This is a genomic window from Chitinophaga horti (assembly GCF_022867795.2).
In the GTDB taxonomy this organism is placed as follows: Bacteria; Bacteroidota; Bacteroidia; order Chitinophagales; family Chitinophagaceae; genus Chitinophaga; species Chitinophaga horti.
The window spans coordinates 5,529,644-5,548,851 of the sequence record NZ_CP107006.1; the positions used below are offsets into that span (position 1 = coordinate 5,529,644).

Here is a 19,208-nt window from a genome sequence, read left to right on the forward strand (position 1 = left end):
TGAATGATGACCTATTGAAGAAGAAAGCCTAAAAGATGCTTTATTAGAAAAATATTGAGCGAAGGAAAAGCAATATGAAAATTTAATGTTTTTATTTTAGCCATCTACAGCGTGTGGGTGGCTTTTTGCTCGCTTAATTTAGCAGACTTTAAAAGCAGGTAATCCCATTTTTCTCAAGCCTTGCTCGTTCTATGCTGGAGCGTGTCTCACATCAACCAACAAGGCGGTAATTTTTTGTATTCTTCAGTTAATTAAGATAATTCAAGGTAAAATATGATCACAAACTTTGGTTTCGACTATGGTGTAAAGCCTCGGATGATCTTAGTTTCCGATCAGTCCTTCGTAGAATATTTTGATAAAGGTAAATGTATCGGAATGATTTATGTCAACTGTCCTGACAGTACAGGTAAACTATTGCCGACCGAAATAGGCTTTAATTTCGAGGTAGAGGAGTATGCTCAGTTGTTCATAGAAACTTTAGTGAGGTGGGTTGAGCAATCAGGCAACGATGAGAGGGCTGTACATATGGAATTTATTGACATGAAAAACGGCGATTATATGGTTGCCTTTGCACAAGACAAAGAGTTATTCTGTAAACGGATGCTGCATGGTATGTTGGAAGATCGCGTTGATCCCATCTTATTCTTTTTTTACAAAGGCAAGACAATGCAAACCGGCAGAAACTACGCTCAGTTTAAACAGAATTACGTGCAGGGCAGGCGTATCATCGTCCGTGCATTTGTCGGAATAGGTACAGGTGCGGAGGAAAAAATACTGCTGCCCTATTTTATCAAATCTTCTTTCCAGTTTTCAAAGGAAGAGGATCTACCATCGGATTCCATTGCGCATTCGCTTCTGGTAAAAAAAGACAAACCGCTTACTAAGAACAATATAAAAAGAAAAACACCTGTTGATCACGAGGCCATTGCAACAAGACGGAGGCAGGACCTATCTTATTTCTTTCCAGTAACCATAGACCGGATCAACCGTCAGGAATGGCTTGCAGAAGTGATTAAAACCATTCCTCCGCATTTCAGCCAGCAGCAGATACAACAGGCTATCTGTAATATGATATTAGCCGAAAGGCTAAAACAGGAAAGTAGCGAATTGAAAACCGCTGGTCCAGGCCACGACATGAACCTTCTTAGATATTTGGTGGAAACAATCGAATCATTCGACAGCTATTTTCCACCGGATAACTTTTTTACCAAACCGCTGATTAAGCAACAACTCAAAAGAGACAAAGATTATTTAACTGATTATTTATCCAAGGAATGATGACATCTTTATTTGCCGCGTTGACAAGCTTTTTTCTTGCACACAAAGGAGACATCGCAGCCAAGATAGCCGCGAGTGCAGGCTATGACCTGCTCAAGAAAGGTTTGAATTTCAAACCGCTTATTCAAAAACTAAAAGGTTTTTTTCAAAAAGAAAGCGATAGCGAAAACTTTGTACGTTCTATTTGCGACAGCACACTGCCCAAAGATAGCAATGCAGTAGATGCGTTGGAACAGAATTATCGGCAACTGACCGGCTCATCCATGCCAGAAGAATTGTTACGGGTATTGCGTGAATGGTTTGAAGAAAACCAAGATGCTATCGCACAAATCAACTCAGTTCATATAGAACAATCATCCGGGATAGCTGTCGGTGTGCAGAACGCAAAAGGAAATATTATCAACGTCACGGGAGATTATAACATACATGAGCCGAAAAAAGAAAATTGATGTCCAGCAGTCGGAACGTGATATTGTAAATGTCGCCGGCAATCTCAACCTGAATGGAGGCACCTTGCAGGTCGAGAAATTATTTGTAGGCGACCAAGACCGATTGGACGAGAGGATACAGGAGGCGGAGCAGCAGACCCTTTCCTTGCAATTTTCTATTTCTTATTTCGAGGTAGTTAAGAAAAAATTCGCTAACAAACCCTTATTGGAACGTGCGTTGCTCGATGATCTTTGGCAACAGGTTAATGAACACCGCGAGGTACTTCTTACGGGTCAACCAGGTGCAGGAAAGACCTGTTGCTTTCTACAATTATCGAAATATTGTTCTCCTGTTTACATTTCATTACGTGACCGCAGCCCGGTTTTTCTACTCGGGTACTTAATCAATAAGATCAGAATAGGCCGAAACGAATCGCTGATTAAAATTCAAGATATAGAAACCGGTCTGGCGATCCTTGAAACTGAATTGCAGGAAAGTAAAACTGTTTTTTTCATAGATGATCTCGAAATAGATTACTCTTTTGCCATGCGGCTCATGGCGCTGAACAAAGGAAATAACTTGTTCCTTTATGCTTCGCGCAATGAAAAAGAATTGGAACCTGCGGGCATTTATCCTTTCCGGCTCCCTGCATTAAGCCAAGAGGAAGCAAAGGCATTTTTACAACTACAGGGAATAGCGTTGAACGTATTGGAGTTTACAGAACTCTACCAGGCTTCAGCTGGCACCCCGTTGTATTTATTCTATTTCAGCAAATTCCAGATCAGACCCTTACCGCCTGATCTACAAAGCTATCACCAATCTATCTGGGCGCGGCTCGATCAACAGGCGAAGGAATGCTTGATCTTTTGCAGCCTTTCTTATCAGCCTTTATTGTTGGGTGATTTGGCAATGCTGTGGAATGAAACACCTGTCGCTGCAGTGGATCGAATGGCAGCTTTTTCCGGTTTGCTGACTAACCAGGACAGCAATCTTACAATATTTCATCCTGTCTTCAGAGAATTTATCCTAGAGCGGATCGGGTGCGATGGTCTGGCATCCGCTTACAAAAAGCAGTTAGCTGACTTTTACCTGTCTAATAATAACTACCTAAATGCCGCCGTGCTATTAGTAGATGAAGATCCTGTAAGGTTCAATGAGTTTGGAGAATCCTGTATTGCACCCGTTATTTCACTCGGTGATCTGCCATTGGCGATACGCTTTATTGAAACGTTGCTCCAGTTTCGCAAGACCGGTTTGGGAGAAGGTTATCTCCGCTATCACCTCGCTTACGTTTACCGGTATCTCTACCGGGAACAGGAAGCCAGCGAAGAACTGGAAAAAGCAATTGCACTCTTTGGTAAACTGCGTAACAAAAGATGGCTGCTGACTGCCCAGATGATCAAGGCCATGGACCTAGTGGAGAACGGTGAAAAAGAAGAGGGATTGAAGTTGGCAGATTCGATCATGGAAAAAACAACGAGGTATGGAAATGTTTTCCATGCGCGCGCCCTAGTGAATCTGACCAAGATTTATATGGATCTCAGCGAGTTTAACAAGGCCGCTGACGCAGGCAAACAGGCTTTCGACCTGTTTGAACAAATGAATGAACCCGCCGGGATGATCGCCAGCCTCGCCAACCTCGCTTCGTCACTGGCACAATTGGAAGACCACCAGGATCTGGCTGAAAAGTACGCATTGAAAATCTTGTCATTGCCGGAGGATGCAGCGGAATTTGGCTTGCGTATGATTGCCCTGAACATACTGACTTCCGTTAACCGCAAGAAAAAAGATTTTACTGCCGCAAAACAGTACGGCGAGGAGGCCATCCGCTTATGCAAACAACACCAGTTGCCGGATAAAGTCATCCTAAACCTGATTAATTACGGCAATATTATCCGTGATGAAGGCAATCTGGAAGATGCGGTAAAAATATATGATGAAGCACTCGTGCTGATAAACGTAATCGGGCTAAAGAAGGAGGAATCAAGGATATACTGGATATTAACTTCGCTTTATAGACAGAAAGAAGAAATGGAACTCAGCATAATAAATGCTGATAAAGCAATTGCCGCCGCTCAACAGGCGAACCACACGTATGGGATGGCACATGCCTGGGAAGAAAAGGCAAAAACACTGTATGTAATGAACAGGGATGCTGAAGCGGCGGATGCGTATGAAAAAAGCGGTCGTATTTTCTCCTCCATTGCGCAATATTCAAAAGATGCCCGGCAATGCTTTCTACAGGCCATTGATATTTATTTTAAAACAGGCAACCTAGAAAAAGGCAACCAGTTACTGGCCGAATCGATCAAAGATCGCCCGCAGGATAATGTAGGTGAACTCGAAGATCTGATGATGGGTGATGGCCTGCACAACGATCCTGCTACGATTCACAACAGTTTTTTACAACTGGCCAAGAAATACCAATCGGAAAACTTTAATGAAAATGCCATCCGCAAATTCTTGGTATACGCGGGTTATTGCCATAGAAATTCATTATCTAATAAAGCCCCATACAACGAGGTGTTGGTACAACTGGCAATAGCCACACCCGTTAACCGATTCGCCAGAACGATATTGGCGATCATGCTTGATCAGTCCAGAGAGTTGACTAATGAAGAAGCCCTTTCCCAAATCATAAAAATCCTATCCAATTCCTTAAACGGGTTGTACTACCGCGAAACATCCGAACAGGCTGTTTTCACGTCAGCTATCATACCCAAGCTCAATTTACAGTTGATGGCTTTTAAAACCGATGTACTAACCAAAAAAATGGCACTAGTGGTACTGTTGTTTTTGTTTGCTGCACCTGAAATGATTGATTTGCCAGAAACACCTTCCGCTAATTCCTACTCGGCTATGTTCATGAATCGTCGGGATATAGAGGAGGAAGGCGCTGCACTGGATTTGGCAGAAGAGTTTTCAGCCGATATTCAAACACTCCTGATGAGAACGAATTATAGCAGAACAATTGACACTTTATTAGTCAATTCAGATTACGAAACTTGCGCTGACTTGACTACATTTCCCGACAATAAATGCCTAATGTATTGCTTGGGCATATTAATCATAAGTATCACCAGCCATTATGCAGGCGCATCCGTTAAATCACCCCGTAAAGACACGAAGCCCGTTACACGTAAACTCGCTTTTTTCTTCGATTACACGAATCTTGAAGATTCAAAGACATTGAACAAGGCTTTTGAAGTAGATATAAAAAAATCAATTGACATGGAAACCAAAGAAAAAAAGTACTCGCTGCAACATGCTATGCATTATCTCGCCTCGATAACTTTTGTTCCGGCAGCAGGGGAAAGGGGAGTTCCTGCAATCGGCTTGGTCTTCGGTAATCATAGCATAGCTTCCAACTGTCAACAACTATCCGAAACATTTGAGGAAAGGCAGATCCGCTTAACATTAAAAACGGGTGGAGTAACTGGAGAACTGACCCTTGAAGACACCGTCAATGGTAAATCACTTGCAACAGGAAAGGCAAATGTTGATTTCGCCGAGATCAAGGCCTTTCTTGCAAACACACCTGAAGATAAAACAGTCGTACTGGCCTTTGGTTTTAGATCGGGTTGTGATTTCGTGATCTGTCCGGCAGCGGAAAAAAAGACTACCATCCCATTCTGTTATCGAACTATATTATCACTCTACCTCTATAATTTATTTAATATCCTGTTGGGACGATTTCTATGTGCCAGCCTTTTTTTCGTGCCCGCAGCATCTTCTATCTGTTATTTAGGATTCTTCTGGCATTGACACAATAAATAACGTGTTTTCAAAACTTATAAATTAATCCCTAAACCCTACTTCAAATTACCTTTAGAGGCTGTATAATATCTTCTGCAAAGCTTCATATTGCTCCTTATGCTTGGCAGGATTTACCGCTTTAAGCCGCCCTAAGTTTTGCAGCTTCCATGCAATAGCCGGGAAACGCGAAAAATCATATATGCTCCAATCAGGGTTTACATCTTTAAAACTTAGAAGGAATAGTTTGTCCCTTTCAGTGAGGCTTTCCTTTACTGTTTTAACCAACTCTGCCCTGACTTCCTCATATTCTGTATAATTAAATTCCTCGTCAGTCATGCCTGCAAACTGATTTGCCATTGCAGAATGCTGGTCTTGAAAATTAGGGCTGATAACTTCGTTTATCGGTCTGTCGCTGCATAACAAGCAATAAAGAAAACCTGTTTTGACCTGCTCCGAAAATCCTTCATTTGCCATGAGATACTTTACATCGAATAAATCCCTTGGATGTTGACGGTCGAGTGCGGCACAAATTTTTCCACCATAAAGCTGCCCAACTGGCACCACCGGAATGACGCAAAAAGCATCGAAATCATTTTGCGCTTTTTCACAAAGCTGCATCTTTACTGGATCACTTAATATACCACGGGCAACCAAATTTGCTTCCAGCTTTACATCTACACCTTGTTCTGCAATCAGCAACTTGCCAATCTCCTTCCTATGTGAAACATGAACCTTGAGAATAGCTTTTTCAATATTTGCCTTAATACGTTCCAACGCTTCACCGATATGAATAAGAGTTGTGGCTCTGTCTTCGATAAGAACATAAGTGAGGTCTATATCAACAGAGAGGCGGGGCATATTTCGTACAAAAAGATTGATTGCAGTACCACCGTGCATTGCAAAGCATGTTTCCTTTGCAACTTCCGGCAAGACATTCAACAAAAGCGAAACCTGCCTTTTATATGCTTCTTTTTCCATGTTCTTCTAATTCTTTTGGAACCGTTATCTTGTATTTGTCCACGTAAACACCATTCTTGACGATGCTGCGCTTCCCATGACCCAAATCTACCTTTCTCAAAACCAAGTATTGGAACCATTCATGTCCTGCCTTTTCGGCTAAGTATAGGAACAGCCGTTTAACTTTAACCGACTCGCACTTTTCAAGGAGGTCTTGTACCTGGTTAGGGCGAAGGTTATTCAACCCTTCCATGAGTTCAAAACATTCCATGAGTTCCTGCTTTTCAGGTGCGAGATAAAGGCATTCCATAAAAGCGCGAACTGCGCCTGAAACATTTATGGAAAAATTTTTAAGCTCTACCTCGACCATACCTATGTCAGGTGGCAGAAAAGAGGTTGGGTAATAGTCCAATGCTATTCCCCAATCATGCTTCTGGAACCATGCTGGTAGTCTTTCTCCTTTATTGCCAAAGAGTACCGCTTTTTTGGCCGACAGCTCGAGATAATGTGCCTTGCCAAGGAAGAACAGTGCCGTTCTGCCACCTGGGTGAACCGTTAGAGTACTTTGCGTCTGAAGTGCATATATAGCTCCCTCATAACCCACTTTGTCACCAGTTCTTATCATGGCTCCCGTACCTATGGATTTCAACCAGTTCCCTTTTCTATAGCGTTTTTGCAGATCGGAGTTATATCCTTGTTCTGTTAACCAATCTGATTGTAACACAATACCAAAAGGCTGTGACGTTAAAAGACGGTTTATTTTTGTTGTTTTTTCGGCACTCATAGTACCTTTATATTAAATTATTTAAACTAAGCCATTCAAGTAAGTTTATTATAAAACAATTAAAGGTACTAAAAGTACCGAAAATTAAATTATTTTAAACCAGCTGTTTGCCTAAAGCCGAGTGTGCTGGCTTTTAGCTTCAAAGAGTAGCTTTGTTCATATGCCTTCAAAATTTCTACATTCCAGCAAAAAGGCAGCTTTATATACTTAAATGTTTTGCCCGTTAAATAGTTGTAAAGATATTTTCGTTGGATAGATACTTATCGGTTATGTATTCATACCGTTTGGCATGGTTGGGTATTTTTCCACTAAACCCTGCATTTTTTAGGATCAATACACAAATGAGAAAATGCAACCGTAGGCTCAGGAAAAAAATTCCTTGAAGTCCTTTTCCATGCTGCCGAATGTATGCGCCCCTCCATGCAGGTACCTATTGCGGTCATTCAGGATTTTCTTCTCTTCGCTTGAAACTGTGTATCCCACAATTTCAAATGCCTTGCTTAGCTTATCGACATTCGGCGGTGCATTGATAGCTTCAATTTTTCTATAGTATGGGCTTAGTGCGTCCTTTGTCAAAGTGGGGTTCTCTGCAATGAAAGCATCCACTACGGCGGAAAGTTGACTAATCAACTTTTTTGCAAGCATGTCGTCCTCTATTGGTTTTAATGATTTATTGTTTTTTGACAGTGCGTTAGCTATGGCTTCAATGGTCACGTATTGAGTGGGGATTTTTATTTCGAGCGTCGCGTTCTGGTTACGTATCAGGAGGACCATGGCTCTTTGTAAATGGTCATCTGTATAGGCTAATTCGCATATCCTGGCAAACACCTCCGGCGCAATGGGATTGATATTGCCATATAATTTCCCCCTTTCCTCTTCAGCACCCTCATGATGCAGGTCCCGACTTTCCATGTCTATTCCCCAATAAGGATTTGTTGTGAAAGCGATGTATTGGTCTTCAACACCTTCCCCAAGTTTGAAGAAAGAAGTATTGGTTGGTGCCGTTAGATTGGAATCCTTACAGGAGAAAAAGTATCCTTCTTCCCCAGGGTAATAACCACACAGGAATGCGTAAGACATTAATACGCAGTTGGCACTTACCTGGAAATCCTTGAACGGTATTTCGTGCAGCACATCAATGAATATATAATAAATCCCGTCTTTCTCGACCTGGAACAGTTGGAATTCATTTCCCGATATAGACACTTTTATGAGCCCACCGAAAAGTCGGTAGTCACATATAAACGGTAGGCCAAAAAAATCCCTTTCCAATCGCAGGCGGTTCTTGGAGGGTATCGCAAGCCGATAATAAGACCTGTCATCATCTTTCAGTAGTGAAGTTGCAAAAGCATTGATTTCGCCTGAAATCACCTTAACCATATTATCATGGTCGTAACCAATGTTGTTAATCAGGAAATGTTTTCCGTCAACAACCCATTTCACATCATTTTTTTCCGATAAATTTAAGTGTTTGCCCCTTACTGAAAGCTCTTTGTGGGTTTGTTTGCCCGCTTCAATAACGGTAGTGGTCTGAAATTCAAAAACACCATCTGTTTTTGAGATCTTGATTATTCTTTTGTTGAAAACAGACCCTGCTATTTGAATTTCGACATCTTTGCTCTTTTCCATTTCTGCAATAGATGCAAAAAAGGGACTCAGTGATTTACGGATGTATCCTGCTTCCTTTATGATGTAGCGGTTGAGACTTGCACGGTTCATGTCACTATCGGTGGAATAAGGAAGACTTTTGATGAGTTTGATATATGCGTCCGAAAGATGATGCTCTTCCGCTCCCGCAACAATGAAATCCATGTACCAGTCATAAGGAAGAATTTCGCCCGACTCATCGATAGTATCAGCAATATAGGTAAATGCCTGCACTTCAGTCTCTGTACCTATTAATAGGACGTTGACCTCGGCCTCATGGTAACCTTTTCCCAATCCCTCTTCTTTGTCCAACTTAGGTTTCCTGGTTTCATCAATGTCAAACAAAATACCTTGTAGTATATCTTCCTGTTTGCCAGTGTAGAAGGCATTTGCTTTGGTAGAACCATCTTTGGAAACCTTGTGCAACGCGAGTTTATATTTGGGTAGGCTTGCAATACCAATCACCTGCACTTTACCGATACGTTTTTCAAGACGGTAGGTGAACATATTTGAACCATAAGCAAAATAGTACATATCAATATTTTAAAGGTTGATTGTATTGTCCGCAAGCAGTTTATTACAACATGGTTATGGAATCGGTTACATGTTTTTGAGGTATCCGCTCCTGCTCCAGCCGCTTACTGTTTTGTGTCAGGAATTTGTACATCCTCTTTTCATCGGCATGGAGCAAGGGCAATTGTTTCGGCTTGTTCTTGTTGGTTACTGCGAAACGATCAAACGCTGCATAGGTTTGTGCATCCATCAGGAAGCATTCTGCATCGGGATAGCTTTCCCGCACCATGTTCACCATTTCAAAACCTGCTGCATCAAGGTCAAACCAGCAGAACAGTTTTGTTTTGGCAAGCCAGGGCAGGTGTCTGCTCAACCTACTCTTGAAGCCTTCACCAAAAATGGCCACCGCATTCTTCATTTTGGGGAAAGTAATGAAGCATGTTTGATTTTCGATAATGAAAACGTACTCCGGCACCCATTGCAGCCACGCTGCATCTTCTAATGAAAGCGAACATTCATCATATCCGAGATGTGGTTTCAGCGCATCATCCAGAATCCTGATTTGTGTATAAGGAGCGATTTTCTTGAGATGGTAGCGTTGCGAAAAATCATTGCTGGAAATATTGATGGCTTCTGGTGGCAGCAATATGTCCAGCAGCTTGCGCAACAGCTGACTGTTCTGCTCGATGAACTTGGAATGCACTTCGATGGGAAGTTCACGGATGTAATACGGATGCGGCGGGGCATGGCTAGTAAAATAGCTGCACACCTTGATCACGTCTTCCCAGATAGCTTCCTGTTCAAGCAATACAGCAGGATGTTCAGCTGCCCATTGTTTTAGTGCAGGGAAACAGCTTGAAAGGTTTGCATAGGCACGCTGTATTGCAGCATGGTTCAGTTCCCGCTTTGTGAAGTGAAGGAAGTCTTCCATCGTATCAAAATATATCCTGACAGGAACCGATTGCTTGCTGCCATTGACAGTACGCTCTTTCCAGTCGATCGAGTAACCTTTGCCCCTTTCCTTTTTGGATTGCTGATACAGTGGCAAAAGGTCATTTTTCCAGTCACTGAAATTGCTGCCCGAGAACTGCTTGTTGGCGGGAATGTTCAAAGGGAAGCTGTTCTCACCCTTTAGCTGTGATGAGACGATTCTGAAAAAAAGCTTGTCGGCCTTTGCAAGCAGTTCGTTGGGTGTTATCATGCTGATTGTTCGGCGAGTTGTTTGAACTCTTCTTTCTTTTGGTAATATTCATCCATTGTCAGATTATAAACAACGGAATGTTGTTTGTTCTTGATTTCCACGAAGTGCACTGCATTGATATAGGGCTCTGCAATATTGATCTTATCAAGCGGTGTTACCACCAATAGCTGTAAGTTCAACTGCTCGCAAAACTCCATGAGAAATTGGCTTTTCTCTGGGTCGAGCTTGCTGAACGCTTCGTCCACAGTGATAAACCGCAGGCTTTTGTATTGCTTGCCGGGTTGGAAGATGCCGAACTGATGGGCAATGGCAGCACCGAGTATCGCATAGGTAAACTGCGCCTTCTGTCCTCCCGAATAACTCGCTGTGTTGTCGTGGTACTGGCCAGCTTTCCCTTCCGCAAAAGAATATTCCCTTGCACTGAACGTAAGCCAGTTCCGTACATCCGTTACCCTGCGCCGCCAGGTTTCTTCCTTTTGCAGTTCGCTGATCAGGTCCTTGATTCTGTTGAAAACTGCTTCCCTGTATGCCTCATCCTTCTGCGCCGCAAACTCGATGGTATTTGGAATGGTGGCACTGAGTTTCTCCTTGAATTCCTTGATACCCTGCTCCTTGTTTGCCCTACACTCCAGTTGGAGATAGGTATCGGGATTCTTGTTGAAGGTAATTTTCTTCAACGGGATGTTGAGCTCTTCTATAATCTCCTTGATCTTGTCCTCTTCAGTTGTCAACCATGCCCGGTAATTGGTAAGCGCATCCAGCATACTCTTGTCCATATAGTCCTTGAACCTGCGCTTGTGTTCCACCAGCCGCTGGTTCCTGATCGTCCGGTAAAGATCTTCCAATTCATTCAGGCTATTGAGGTCTGCACTGATGTTCATGACATCGCCACTCCAGTCAGGAAATTCTTTCAGTATGCTTTCCGATGGATTCACGAACTTACTAATGAGAGATACCGTTGTGATTTGAAGTTTATTGAGGCCATCGCTTGCCAGCCGGTGGCTGCCATTGACCTTCTCGGTCAGTTTCTTCCTGAACAAGGAAAGTTCTGCAAGGCTCTCGGGTTGCAGTTTTTCAATTTCCGCTTCCTGGATGAAAGCCGATATGCGCTGCATTGTTTCGTCCGCTAACGGCTCAGTCTGTAGCTGCAGTTTGCGTAAGTTACTTTGGTTGTGCTCTTCTTCCTTTTTACCGAGCCTCTTGAGATAACCTTCCTTATCCCTCCTTCTGTTGCCAAGAACCTTTTCAACTTCCTCAAGCTGTAGCGTCAGCGTTTCATATTTATCAGAAGTTTTCCTAAGCTCATCAATCTGCCGGTTAATGCCTTCGATCTTGACCGCATGTTGCTGCCAGTTGATTGACTGATAGGATTTCACGTCCGCTATCAAGATAATGAGCGGCCGCCTTTCCTCAATGGATTTTATCCTTGGCGTGAGTGACTGTTCCTGTTGAAACAGCCTATCGCTCTCTTTTTGAAGCCGCTGCTTTTCCTGTACCAGCAGCTGTATAGTTTCCTTGTTGTCCCACCCCAGCGTGTAGTGGAGCTTGCTCCAGCGATTGGGCCTGTCATCCTTCTCATGGCGGTTTGCGTTGCGGATAAGGCCGTTGGAAGTAATGGCCTTAAAGGAGTCATGGAAAATGTCCAGTTCGTCCGTGCAGAAATAATTGAATCTTTCGAGTAATTGCTGTTCCAGCCATTTACTGTAAGCCCCCGATTGTTTGATGTCCAATTTATTAACGAGTTCATCGTTGCCGGTTGGCCATCGTTTTAAGGTGTCACTACCCCTTCCATCGATGCGCTGGTAAACAAGTTTAGTCCTGAGGTTATTGGTATGGACAAAATGGTTAACTGCCTTGTTGTATTTCTCTGGTATCAGCAGCTGCATGGAAAAACTGTGCAGTACCCTTTCGATGGCATCCTCCCAATGGCTTTCGCCGTCCTTTACTTTCAATAGTTCTCCAACAAAAGGAAGCTCGTCTTCCCCAGTTTCCAGGAGTTCGACCAGGCGTGCCCGCACATGGACAAGTTCCTGAGGGATACGGTTGCGCCTGGCCTGTAGGGAAGCTATATTTTCTTCGATGGATGCAATCTCGTTGTCGTTTTTCTCTTTGGCTGAACGCGCAATGAAACGGGAATGTAACAATTGGTTGTATTCCGTTTCCAGTTTGTTGTTGAGCTGCTCTGCCTGCACAAGGTTCTCTTTAAAGGAGGCTTCTGTCGGTTCGGTATGCAAACCCAGCTTTTCGGCAAGCTTGCTATAGTCATCCGATTGTGCTTTTTTGTTGTCCCTTTCCCTTACTTCGGAACTCCTGTTGTTCTCCAGCAACTGGATTTGCACATCAATGTTGAGCGATGCCTTTTGGGTGATCAGGTTTTTTTGTTCGGCTTCCAGTTGAACGATAGCTTTTTCCACTTCCAGCATCTCGCTTTTGTCAGCGCTGATGTCCTTTTCCAGTTGCTGGATATGCTGTTCCAGCAGGTCAAGTTCCAGGCTATCAAGGAAGCAAGGGAGCTGTTCCTGAATGGTAGAAACTTCTTGCAGTCGTGTGTCAGCATCGGCCAGCAGTTCCTTGTGCTTGATGACAGGCTCCAGCAACTGCAATTGCCGTTCATCTTTCTGGATGGCTTTGTGGCTGAGCATCAGGTCTGTGTAATGGTCATACAGGTTCTTGAACTGTTCCTCTGCGAAAGGCTCTTCGAGCATCTGACTACGGATGAACTGTGTGAGGTCGCCCAGTACCTTAATGCCCACGGTCTGGTTGAAAAGCGAGAGTGCTTTTTCCTTAAGCCCAAAAAGTTCGCTAAACCGCGCCGCATAATCCTTGAAACTGTCAAATAAATCGGTCTTGGCGTACTGCCGCATCAGCTTCTTCCTCCATTCGCCGCGTATATCGAAATGCCCTGTTCCAAAATGGTCGTTGATGTTAAGGGGATAGGGAGCCACGATGAACACTTTCTTGAGCGAGCCTGCACTGTACCAACGTATCTGCACCAGTGTAATAGTGTGTTGGGTACCTGCGTTCTGAAAGCATGCCAGCAGCACGGAATACGGATTATCCGATTTTTTTCGTAGCTGCTCCGTACTGGAACGCTCTTCCGATTCGAGAAAGGTTTTGCCGTAATTGCCCCAGAAATAGGAGTTTTCATCCCGGTCCTTCTTCTGGTCGGTGCCTGAGGACTGGTTATAGAAACGCTTGCCGCTTGGAACGAGCAGCGTTAGCAGGGCATCGATCAGGGTGGTCTTGCCACTGCCATTTGCCCCTGTCAGCAGCGAGGTCTTCCCATTGGGCGATATTTTATAGACCTTGCCGTGGAAGGTTCCCCAATTGAAAATTTCCATATACCGCAGGCGATATCCGCCTTCGGCGTTATTCTGATTGAATAGTGTTGGCATGGGCTTCTAGCTTTAACTTGATCTCCTCCAGTTTCTCATTATCCACAAGTGCTTTGATGATCCGTTTTACTTCGTATTGGTTGTTGTCCTTATTGACCGTGTCTTCCCTCGTCAGCTTGAGCACACCGATGTTCATTAGGCTGTTGATAGGCCTGGACAGCTCCTTCCAGAGTTTGCTCTTGTTCGTCTGTTCCTTGTAGAAAAGTTCGATACCTTCCTTGATGTCCTTCTGTGTTAGGAACAGTTTTGTTCCCTCGCTTTTGATATCGAACTCTTCGAGCATCTGCCGCAGGATCACGCACAATAACGTGGTCTCGTAGTTCAGTGTCTGCTTGCGCATCAGGCGTGGCAATGGGTTTTCTTCATCCTCCGCTTCCTTCGGCTGCACAATGCGTGCAAACCCGTCAGCTTCACTGATGACGAGGTCGATGCCGATCTTGCCAAAGTACTCCTGTATGGACGACTTCCAGACCTCAAGATCACGCCAGGCCGCTTTGTCATCGGAGTAGATAGGGCCTTGCAGCAGCTTGATAATAACATGGGCGTACAGTGAACGACCGATCGCAGTTTCCATAGTGTCAGCTTTGCGTTTTAACATAAAGAACCATGGGTATGTTGAATTTCCTGCCGTTGACCCATATCGGGTCGATGGTTTCCTCTAATATGATATGGGAGCTGCTGGCAGTGGCAATTGAGAAATAGCCGATGACTTCGCTAAGCCCGTTCTCCAGACCGTACTGATCGATTATTTCCTTTAGGCTCACCTGTGTCTTGCCTTCCAGCATAGCATCGATCCTCCCTGCCAGCTTCTTTTTGTCGATGGCAAACTGGTCGAATAGCGAACCGAGATCAACACCCTCCGATAGCTCACCACCCGCCCCGTCGGGGAAGGTTACCGCCCCCATTTCGTCCTTCTCTGAACTGAGCTCCCACCTGTCAAAGAGGTTCAGCAGGGGCGCGTCTTCGATTGCAAGGAATTGCTCGTCCCTAAACTTGCTCTCTGTCAGGCTGTATGCCAGTTGACGTATATCACCAATCAGTTCCATCGCACGCCTTCTCTCAAGCAGGTTCTTCTCTGCCAGTACACGACTAATTTTCTCGCTCAGCTTTTTGTTAGCATCGATCACTTTCCGCCCTGATACATGCAGGTAACGTTTGAGGTTCTTCAGAAAGCGGTCGTTGTTGTAGTCAATATCCCTTTCCTGGAGCAATTTGTAGAGCTGGTCCGTTAGCTGCGAAAAATTCTGTTGCCTTCTTTCGTCCATCAGGAACTCCCAGAATGCCTTAAAACTCTTTCCCTGGTCTTTGGTTTCGATTTCATCCAGTGCATCAAGGGCGAAGACTAGCAGCGACCCTTTTACCATGTCCTTCTCAGCGTACTTTCTCTGTATATCTTTTCTTATCTGCTCGAAGTTTTGTTCCACTTCGGTAAAGTCGCTGAGCAGCTCCCTCGCAATCTTATTGAGGTCATAGAATCGTTCCTTCAGTTCTGTATCGTCATACACGATCGGTGTCTTACCTGTTTTCAGCAGGTTGATCTCGTTCTCAATTTCCCATTTTTTCTTTTCCAGCTCCTGTATCCGCACTTCCGCATTTTCATTGCTCAGTTCAATCATTTCCTGGAGCTTGAAAAAGATATCCCTGAACCGGCTGTTGGTTCCAACGAACTCTCTTGTTTGGAGGTCATCGATCCATTTGAGGACTTTCTGCGTATCGCTGGTCAGCTCGTGTAGGTCTTCACCATCGTCCCCTGGATATTTGCGCAGGAATCCCGCATTGCTCCATTTCTCGATGTACTGCGTGGCTTTTACCGAAATATCATCGAAGAGAGTGTTAGCTTCCAGTTCCTCGTCCCGTTCCTCATATTCCAAGTCTTCCATGTAACCTTCCAGCCTGCTCCGAAGCTCCGAATTGCTGATGGTAGTGACATGGGAGTCCTTGAACACTTTATAGAAAAAAGACAATGTAAACGGTGCACTTTTAGCCCTGAGTAATGTCAAGGCTTTGGAGGTTTTAAATTGCAGTGAGAGTTCATCAAAAGTCATTACTTAAAAATAAACAATATTGTGGCGTTTATCTATGAATAATAGCGCCCGTTCGATGTAAATTAATAAGTCATAATTTTTGGGTGGTGCTAAATAATGGTAGAAAAAGGCTATTTTCTCCTCACAAACTTGAAATTTCTGTTATTCGCTATAAAAAGAACTTATTCAATTTGATCCATAACAATAGCATTGATCTTGTTATTTCCCTCTTCAAAGGACGTGGGGATGTTTTCGCACTATACTGGGAAAAAGGCGGCAAATCTGGCTATATGCCAGCTTATCATTTTGATCCTTACAGGTATAAGGTGCATAAAATGAAAGGAGGAACGCTCAGTAATTTCTCCGAGAAAACTTATCAGCCCTTAACAGAGGACCAAATTACCAAACATTTACAGGGAGTCCATCTTATTGGTCTTTACCCTCTTTTAACAGATAATACTTCGTGGTTTATCGCGGCAGATTTTGATGAAGAGAACTGGACCGATGACAGCCGTAAGTTTCTGGCTTTTTGCCAACAAAAGGTATTCCTGCTTACCTTGAACGTTCCCGTTCCGGAAATGGTGCACACGTCTGGGTTTTCTTTGAACAGCCCTACCCGGCAAAGAAGAGTAGGAAAATACTGCTATCATTACTGACAGACGCTCGTATCATTTCGACATATGATAAGAATTCCAGTTTTGACAGGCTGTTTCCCAACCAGGATACACTTTCTGGAAAAGGCTTAGGCAACCTTATAGCCCTGCCTTTTCATAAACCAGCTATGGATAATGGGAATAGTTGCTTTCTTGCCCCCGAAACAATGGAAGCTTATCCCGATCAATGGCACTTCCTTACAACCATACAAAAAGCACAGGTATCTATCTTAGATGATCTATATGATCAATTAAAGTCTACTGCATTTTCTACAAACAATACCTCCAATCAGGGATTAAGTATAATATTGAACAATGTAATCACTATCGCCAGACAAAATTTGCCGATTAGCCTAGTTAACTTTTTGAGAGAGGAACTGAATTTCGCTAATACAGAATTCTTTATCCGCCAGAAGACCGGCAAAAGTACTTATGGAAGCAAACGCTTTTTCAGATTTATTGAAGAATCAAACGATCACATTATTATTCCCCGTGGATTTGCCGGACGGCTGCTTCGGTTTTGCATGGAAAACAATATCAACTACAAACTAGACGATCAACGTCACAAAAAGCCAAATCAGCCTTTCGAGTTTAAGGCAACATTACGGGATTATCAGCAACAAGGAGTTTCTGCAACAGTAAAAAAGGATATAGGAGTAGTGGTAGCACCTCCCGGCTCAGGCAAAACATTAATAGGTTTAAAAATAATTGCTGATAAACAACAGCCTGCACTTATTGTTGTGCATAGGAAGCAACTAATGGAGCAGTGGGCAGAACGTATTGAAACCTTTTTGGGAATTCCCACTCACAAAATAGGTAAAATAGGACAAGGAAAGTATAAGCCAGGAAAGCTGATCACGCTGGCCACTATTCAAAGTCTGGTAAAAGCTATAGCCAATACATCTAATAGTGACCTTACCAGCTCATTCGGAACCATATTAATTGATGAATGCCACCATATCCCTGCTGAAACTTACCGCAGTACCATCCAGCAGTTCAATAGCTATTACCAGTATGGTCTTACTGCAACACCATTCCGTAAATACAACGATGGCAAACTAATCTTCATTCATTTGGGTGATGTTATTACGGAAATCAGCAACCAACAGGTAACTAAATCTCCTCAACCAACAATAGTTATAAGAGATACATCTTTGGATGTACCTTATAACCAGAAAACAGACAGGTTTGAAACCTTGTCAAAAATTCTGGTACATGATTCGTCGAGAAATAGTCTGATTCTAAAAGATATACTCAAAGAACTTGGCAGCGGAAAGCGCGTAGTCGTATTAACTGAACGCAAGGAACACATAGATTCATTGTATCAATGCCTGAAACAATCCTATGAAGCCATTACTTTAAGCGGAGATGATAGCGCATCCAGCCGGAACGCAAAATGGAAGCAATTAAAATCAGGGAATTACCAGGTACTGATCACCACTGGCCAGTTTTTTGGAGAAGGAACTGATCTGGACAATGCTAGCTGCCTGTTCTTAGTTTATCCATTCTCATTTGAAGGAAAGCTCATCCAATATATAGGCCGGGTACAACGATCAGAAATAGCACCTGTCATTTATGACTACCGGGATGTTAAGATTGATTACCTGAACAAATTGTTTTTAAAGCGAAACACCTATTACAGGAAGTTAATCCGCCAAAGATCGTTGTTTGATGACCCGATAGAGGAAATTGCGCCTGTTGCCACAAATGATACACTTACCATAGAAAAAGAAATAAAAGTTTCGCTGGAATCCCTTGAATTCAAATACGGTGCGATAGGTTTTTCATATACCTACAAGGAGCCAAACGAGAAACTTGAATTTGAAATACCGCATGAAGATATCAGACCGGAGTTTGACGTTTTGAAGCCTTATTTTATTAAAGTGCTGAAAATCAAAAACATAACTGTTTCTATATATGCGGAACTGGAAAAGGGGGCGCTGGTATCACAATCAGCAGATTCTGCCGATGTAAAGATGATCAATAAAGAAATCATTGAGGGGGTACGATTCAGATTTGTTACAAAAACAATCTTGGGTAAGTTCCCTTTACCTGAACGCAACGTGCTGGACATAACCCAGCTACAAACAGGACAATCTCTTTATGAGACAGGAGAGGACTTGATTGCAGATATATTGAAGCAGCCACATTTTAAGCATCATCAACAACTCCGCTACCTGGCCGAAAAACATGCCGGACATATTTTAAAGATCAGGTTTGTACTTCAGCCTTTCTCCTTTGTGTTCCTGCTAGAAGGAGAGGAAATGTATCATGTGATATTAGAAACCCTGGATACCGAAGAAGCCAGCTACTTATGGCATTTTGAAAAGCAGCGGTCGCTATTACCTGTCTTTTTAAAAGAATTAGACAGGCAGCTTGATATTATCAGAAAGCAAGGTAGGCACGCTTTTATCACTGCTGCACCAGAAAATTTCAGCCGGATTGTTCATGATTATAGCAACCAACAAAAAGGGTTTATAACTTGGAAATATATGCTAGAGGAGCAGATGTCATGACAACCAATCATTTAAGGGGATAAAAAGGTAATAAACGGAAAATAAAGCAGGCATG

At 43.2% G+C, this 19,208-nt stretch carries 11 protein-coding genes and 1 pseudogene; 5 read left to right on the forward strand and 7 right to left on the reverse strand.

Going from position 1 to position 19,208, the window contains the following annotated elements:
* Positions 1–273 precede the first annotated feature (273 nt).
* Genes MKQ68_RS22395 through MKQ68_RS22405 form a run of 3 tightly spaced genes read left to right on the forward strand, consistent with a single transcriptional unit; the run spans position 274 to position 5,472 of the window.
* Entirely contained in the window at positions 274–1,278 is a 1,005-nt protein-coding gene (locus MKQ68_RS22395) for a hypothetical protein (protein ID WP_244836437.1), read from the forward strand.
* Positions 1,275–1,727, forward strand: coding sequence for a hypothetical protein (locus MKQ68_RS22400; RefSeq protein ID WP_264281026.1), 453 nt, complete (start codon positions 1,275–1,277; stop codon positions 1,725–1,727). The genes MKQ68_RS22395 and MKQ68_RS22400 overlap by 4 nt, the downstream gene beginning before the upstream one ends.
* Entirely contained in the window at positions 1,705–5,472 is a 3,768-nt protein-coding gene (locus MKQ68_RS22405) for a tetratricopeptide repeat protein (protein ID WP_264281027.1), read from the forward strand. The genes MKQ68_RS22400 and MKQ68_RS22405 overlap by 23 nt, the downstream gene beginning before the upstream one ends.
* Before the next feature lie 63 nt (positions 5,473–5,535).
* Here the strand turns inward: MKQ68_RS22405 and MKQ68_RS22410 are convergent, their stop codons facing one another.
* From MKQ68_RS22410 to MKQ68_RS22440, 7 genes are all read right to left on the reverse strand, one after another.
* The gene (locus MKQ68_RS22410) at positions 5,536–6,441 is read right to left on the reverse strand and encodes a nucleotidyl transferase AbiEii/AbiGii toxin family protein (RefSeq protein WP_244836443.1); all 906 of its coding nucleotides are present in this window, start codon (positions 6,439–6,441) and stop codon (positions 5,536–5,538) included.
* A complete protein-coding gene (locus tag MKQ68_RS22415; RefSeq protein ID WP_264281028.1) occupies positions 6,422–7,204 on the reverse strand; it encodes a type IV toxin-antitoxin system AbiEi family antitoxin in 783 nt (260 codons plus the stop codon). Before MKQ68_RS22415 ends, MKQ68_RS22410 begins: the two co-directional genes overlap by 20 nt.
* A 363-nt stretch (positions 7,205–7,567) precedes the next feature.
* Positions 7,568–9,385 carry a gamma-glutamylcyclotransferase family protein gene (locus MKQ68_RS22420; protein ID WP_264281029.1) on the reverse strand — a complete coding sequence of 606 codons (1,818 nt, stop codon included), beginning with the start codon at positions 9,383–9,385 and terminating at the stop codon, positions 7,568–7,570.
* Between the two features lie 43 nt (positions 9,386–9,428).
* The gene (locus MKQ68_RS22425) at positions 9,429–10,565 is read right to left on the reverse strand and encodes a Wadjet anti-phage system protein JetD domain-containing protein (protein ID WP_264281030.1); all 1,137 of its coding nucleotides are present in this window, start codon (positions 10,563–10,565) and stop codon (positions 9,429–9,431) included.
* Entirely contained in the window at positions 10,562–13,960 is a 3,399-nt protein-coding gene (locus tag MKQ68_RS22430; protein ID WP_264281031.1) for an ATP-binding protein, read from the reverse strand. The genes MKQ68_RS22425 and MKQ68_RS22430 overlap by 4 nt, the downstream gene beginning before the upstream one ends.
* Entirely contained in the window at positions 13,935–14,534 is a 600-nt protein-coding gene (locus MKQ68_RS22435) for a DUF4194 domain-containing protein (RefSeq protein ID WP_264281032.1), read from the reverse strand. The genes MKQ68_RS22430 and MKQ68_RS22435 overlap by 26 nt, the downstream gene beginning before the upstream one ends.
* 4 nt (positions 14,535–14,538) lie before the next feature.
* Positions 14,539–15,960: a DUF3375 domain-containing protein gene (locus MKQ68_RS22440; protein WP_264281033.1), complete on the reverse strand. Its 1,422-nt coding sequence runs from the start codon at positions 15,958–15,960 to the stop codon at positions 14,539–14,541.
* 131 nt (positions 15,961–16,091) lie between these two features.
* Between MKQ68_RS22440 and MKQ68_RS25995 the strand changes: the two are divergent.
* Positions 16,092–16,813, forward strand: a pseudogene (locus tag MKQ68_RS25995) (TOTE conflict system archaeo-eukaryotic primase domain-containing protein); the annotation flags it as partial.
* Between the two features lie 348 nt (positions 16,814–17,161).
* Positions 17,162–19,153 carry a DEAD/DEAH box helicase gene (locus tag MKQ68_RS22445; RefSeq protein ID WP_432803753.1) on the forward strand — a complete coding sequence of 664 codons (1,992 nt, stop codon included), beginning with the start codon at positions 17,162–17,164 and terminating at the stop codon, positions 19,151–19,153.
* The last annotated feature ends 55 nt before the right edge of the window (positions 19,154–19,208 follow it).

Coding starts and splice junctions, on each gene's coding strand:
- MKQ68_RS22430 (WP_264281031.1), bottom strand. CDS start 13,960: ATGCCAACACTATTCAATCAGAATAACGCCGAAGGCGGATATCGCCTG.
- MKQ68_RS22445 (WP_432803753.1), top strand. CDS start 17,162: ATGGAAAACAATATCAACTACAAACTAGACGATCAACGTCACAAAAAG.
- MKQ68_RS22410 (WP_244836443.1), bottom strand. CDS start 6,441: ATGGAAAAAGAAGCATATAAAAGGCAGGTTTCGCTTTTGTTGAATGTC.
- MKQ68_RS22425 (WP_264281030.1), bottom strand. CDS start 10,565: ATGATAACACCCAACGAACTGCTTGCAAAGGCCGACAAGCTTTTTTTC.
- MKQ68_RS22435 (WP_264281032.1), bottom strand. CDS start 14,534: ATGGAAACTGCGATCGGTCGTTCACTGTACGCCCATGTTATTATCAAG.
- MKQ68_RS22405 (WP_264281027.1), top strand. CDS start 1,705: ATGAGCCGAAAAAAGAAAATTGATGTCCAGCAGTCGGAACGTGATATT.
- MKQ68_RS22400 (WP_264281026.1), top strand. CDS start 1,275: ATGATGACATCTTTATTTGCCGCGTTGACAAGCTTTTTTCTTGCACAC.
- MKQ68_RS22395 (WP_244836437.1), top strand. CDS start 274: ATGATCACAAACTTTGGTTTCGACTATGGTGTAAAGCCTCGGATGATC.
- MKQ68_RS22415 (WP_264281028.1), bottom strand. CDS start 7,204: ATGAGTGCCGAAAAAACAACAAAAATAAACCGTCTTTTAACGTCACAG.
- MKQ68_RS22420 (WP_264281029.1), bottom strand. CDS start 9,385: ATGTACTATTTTGCTTATGGTTCAAATATGTTCACCTACCGTCTTGAA.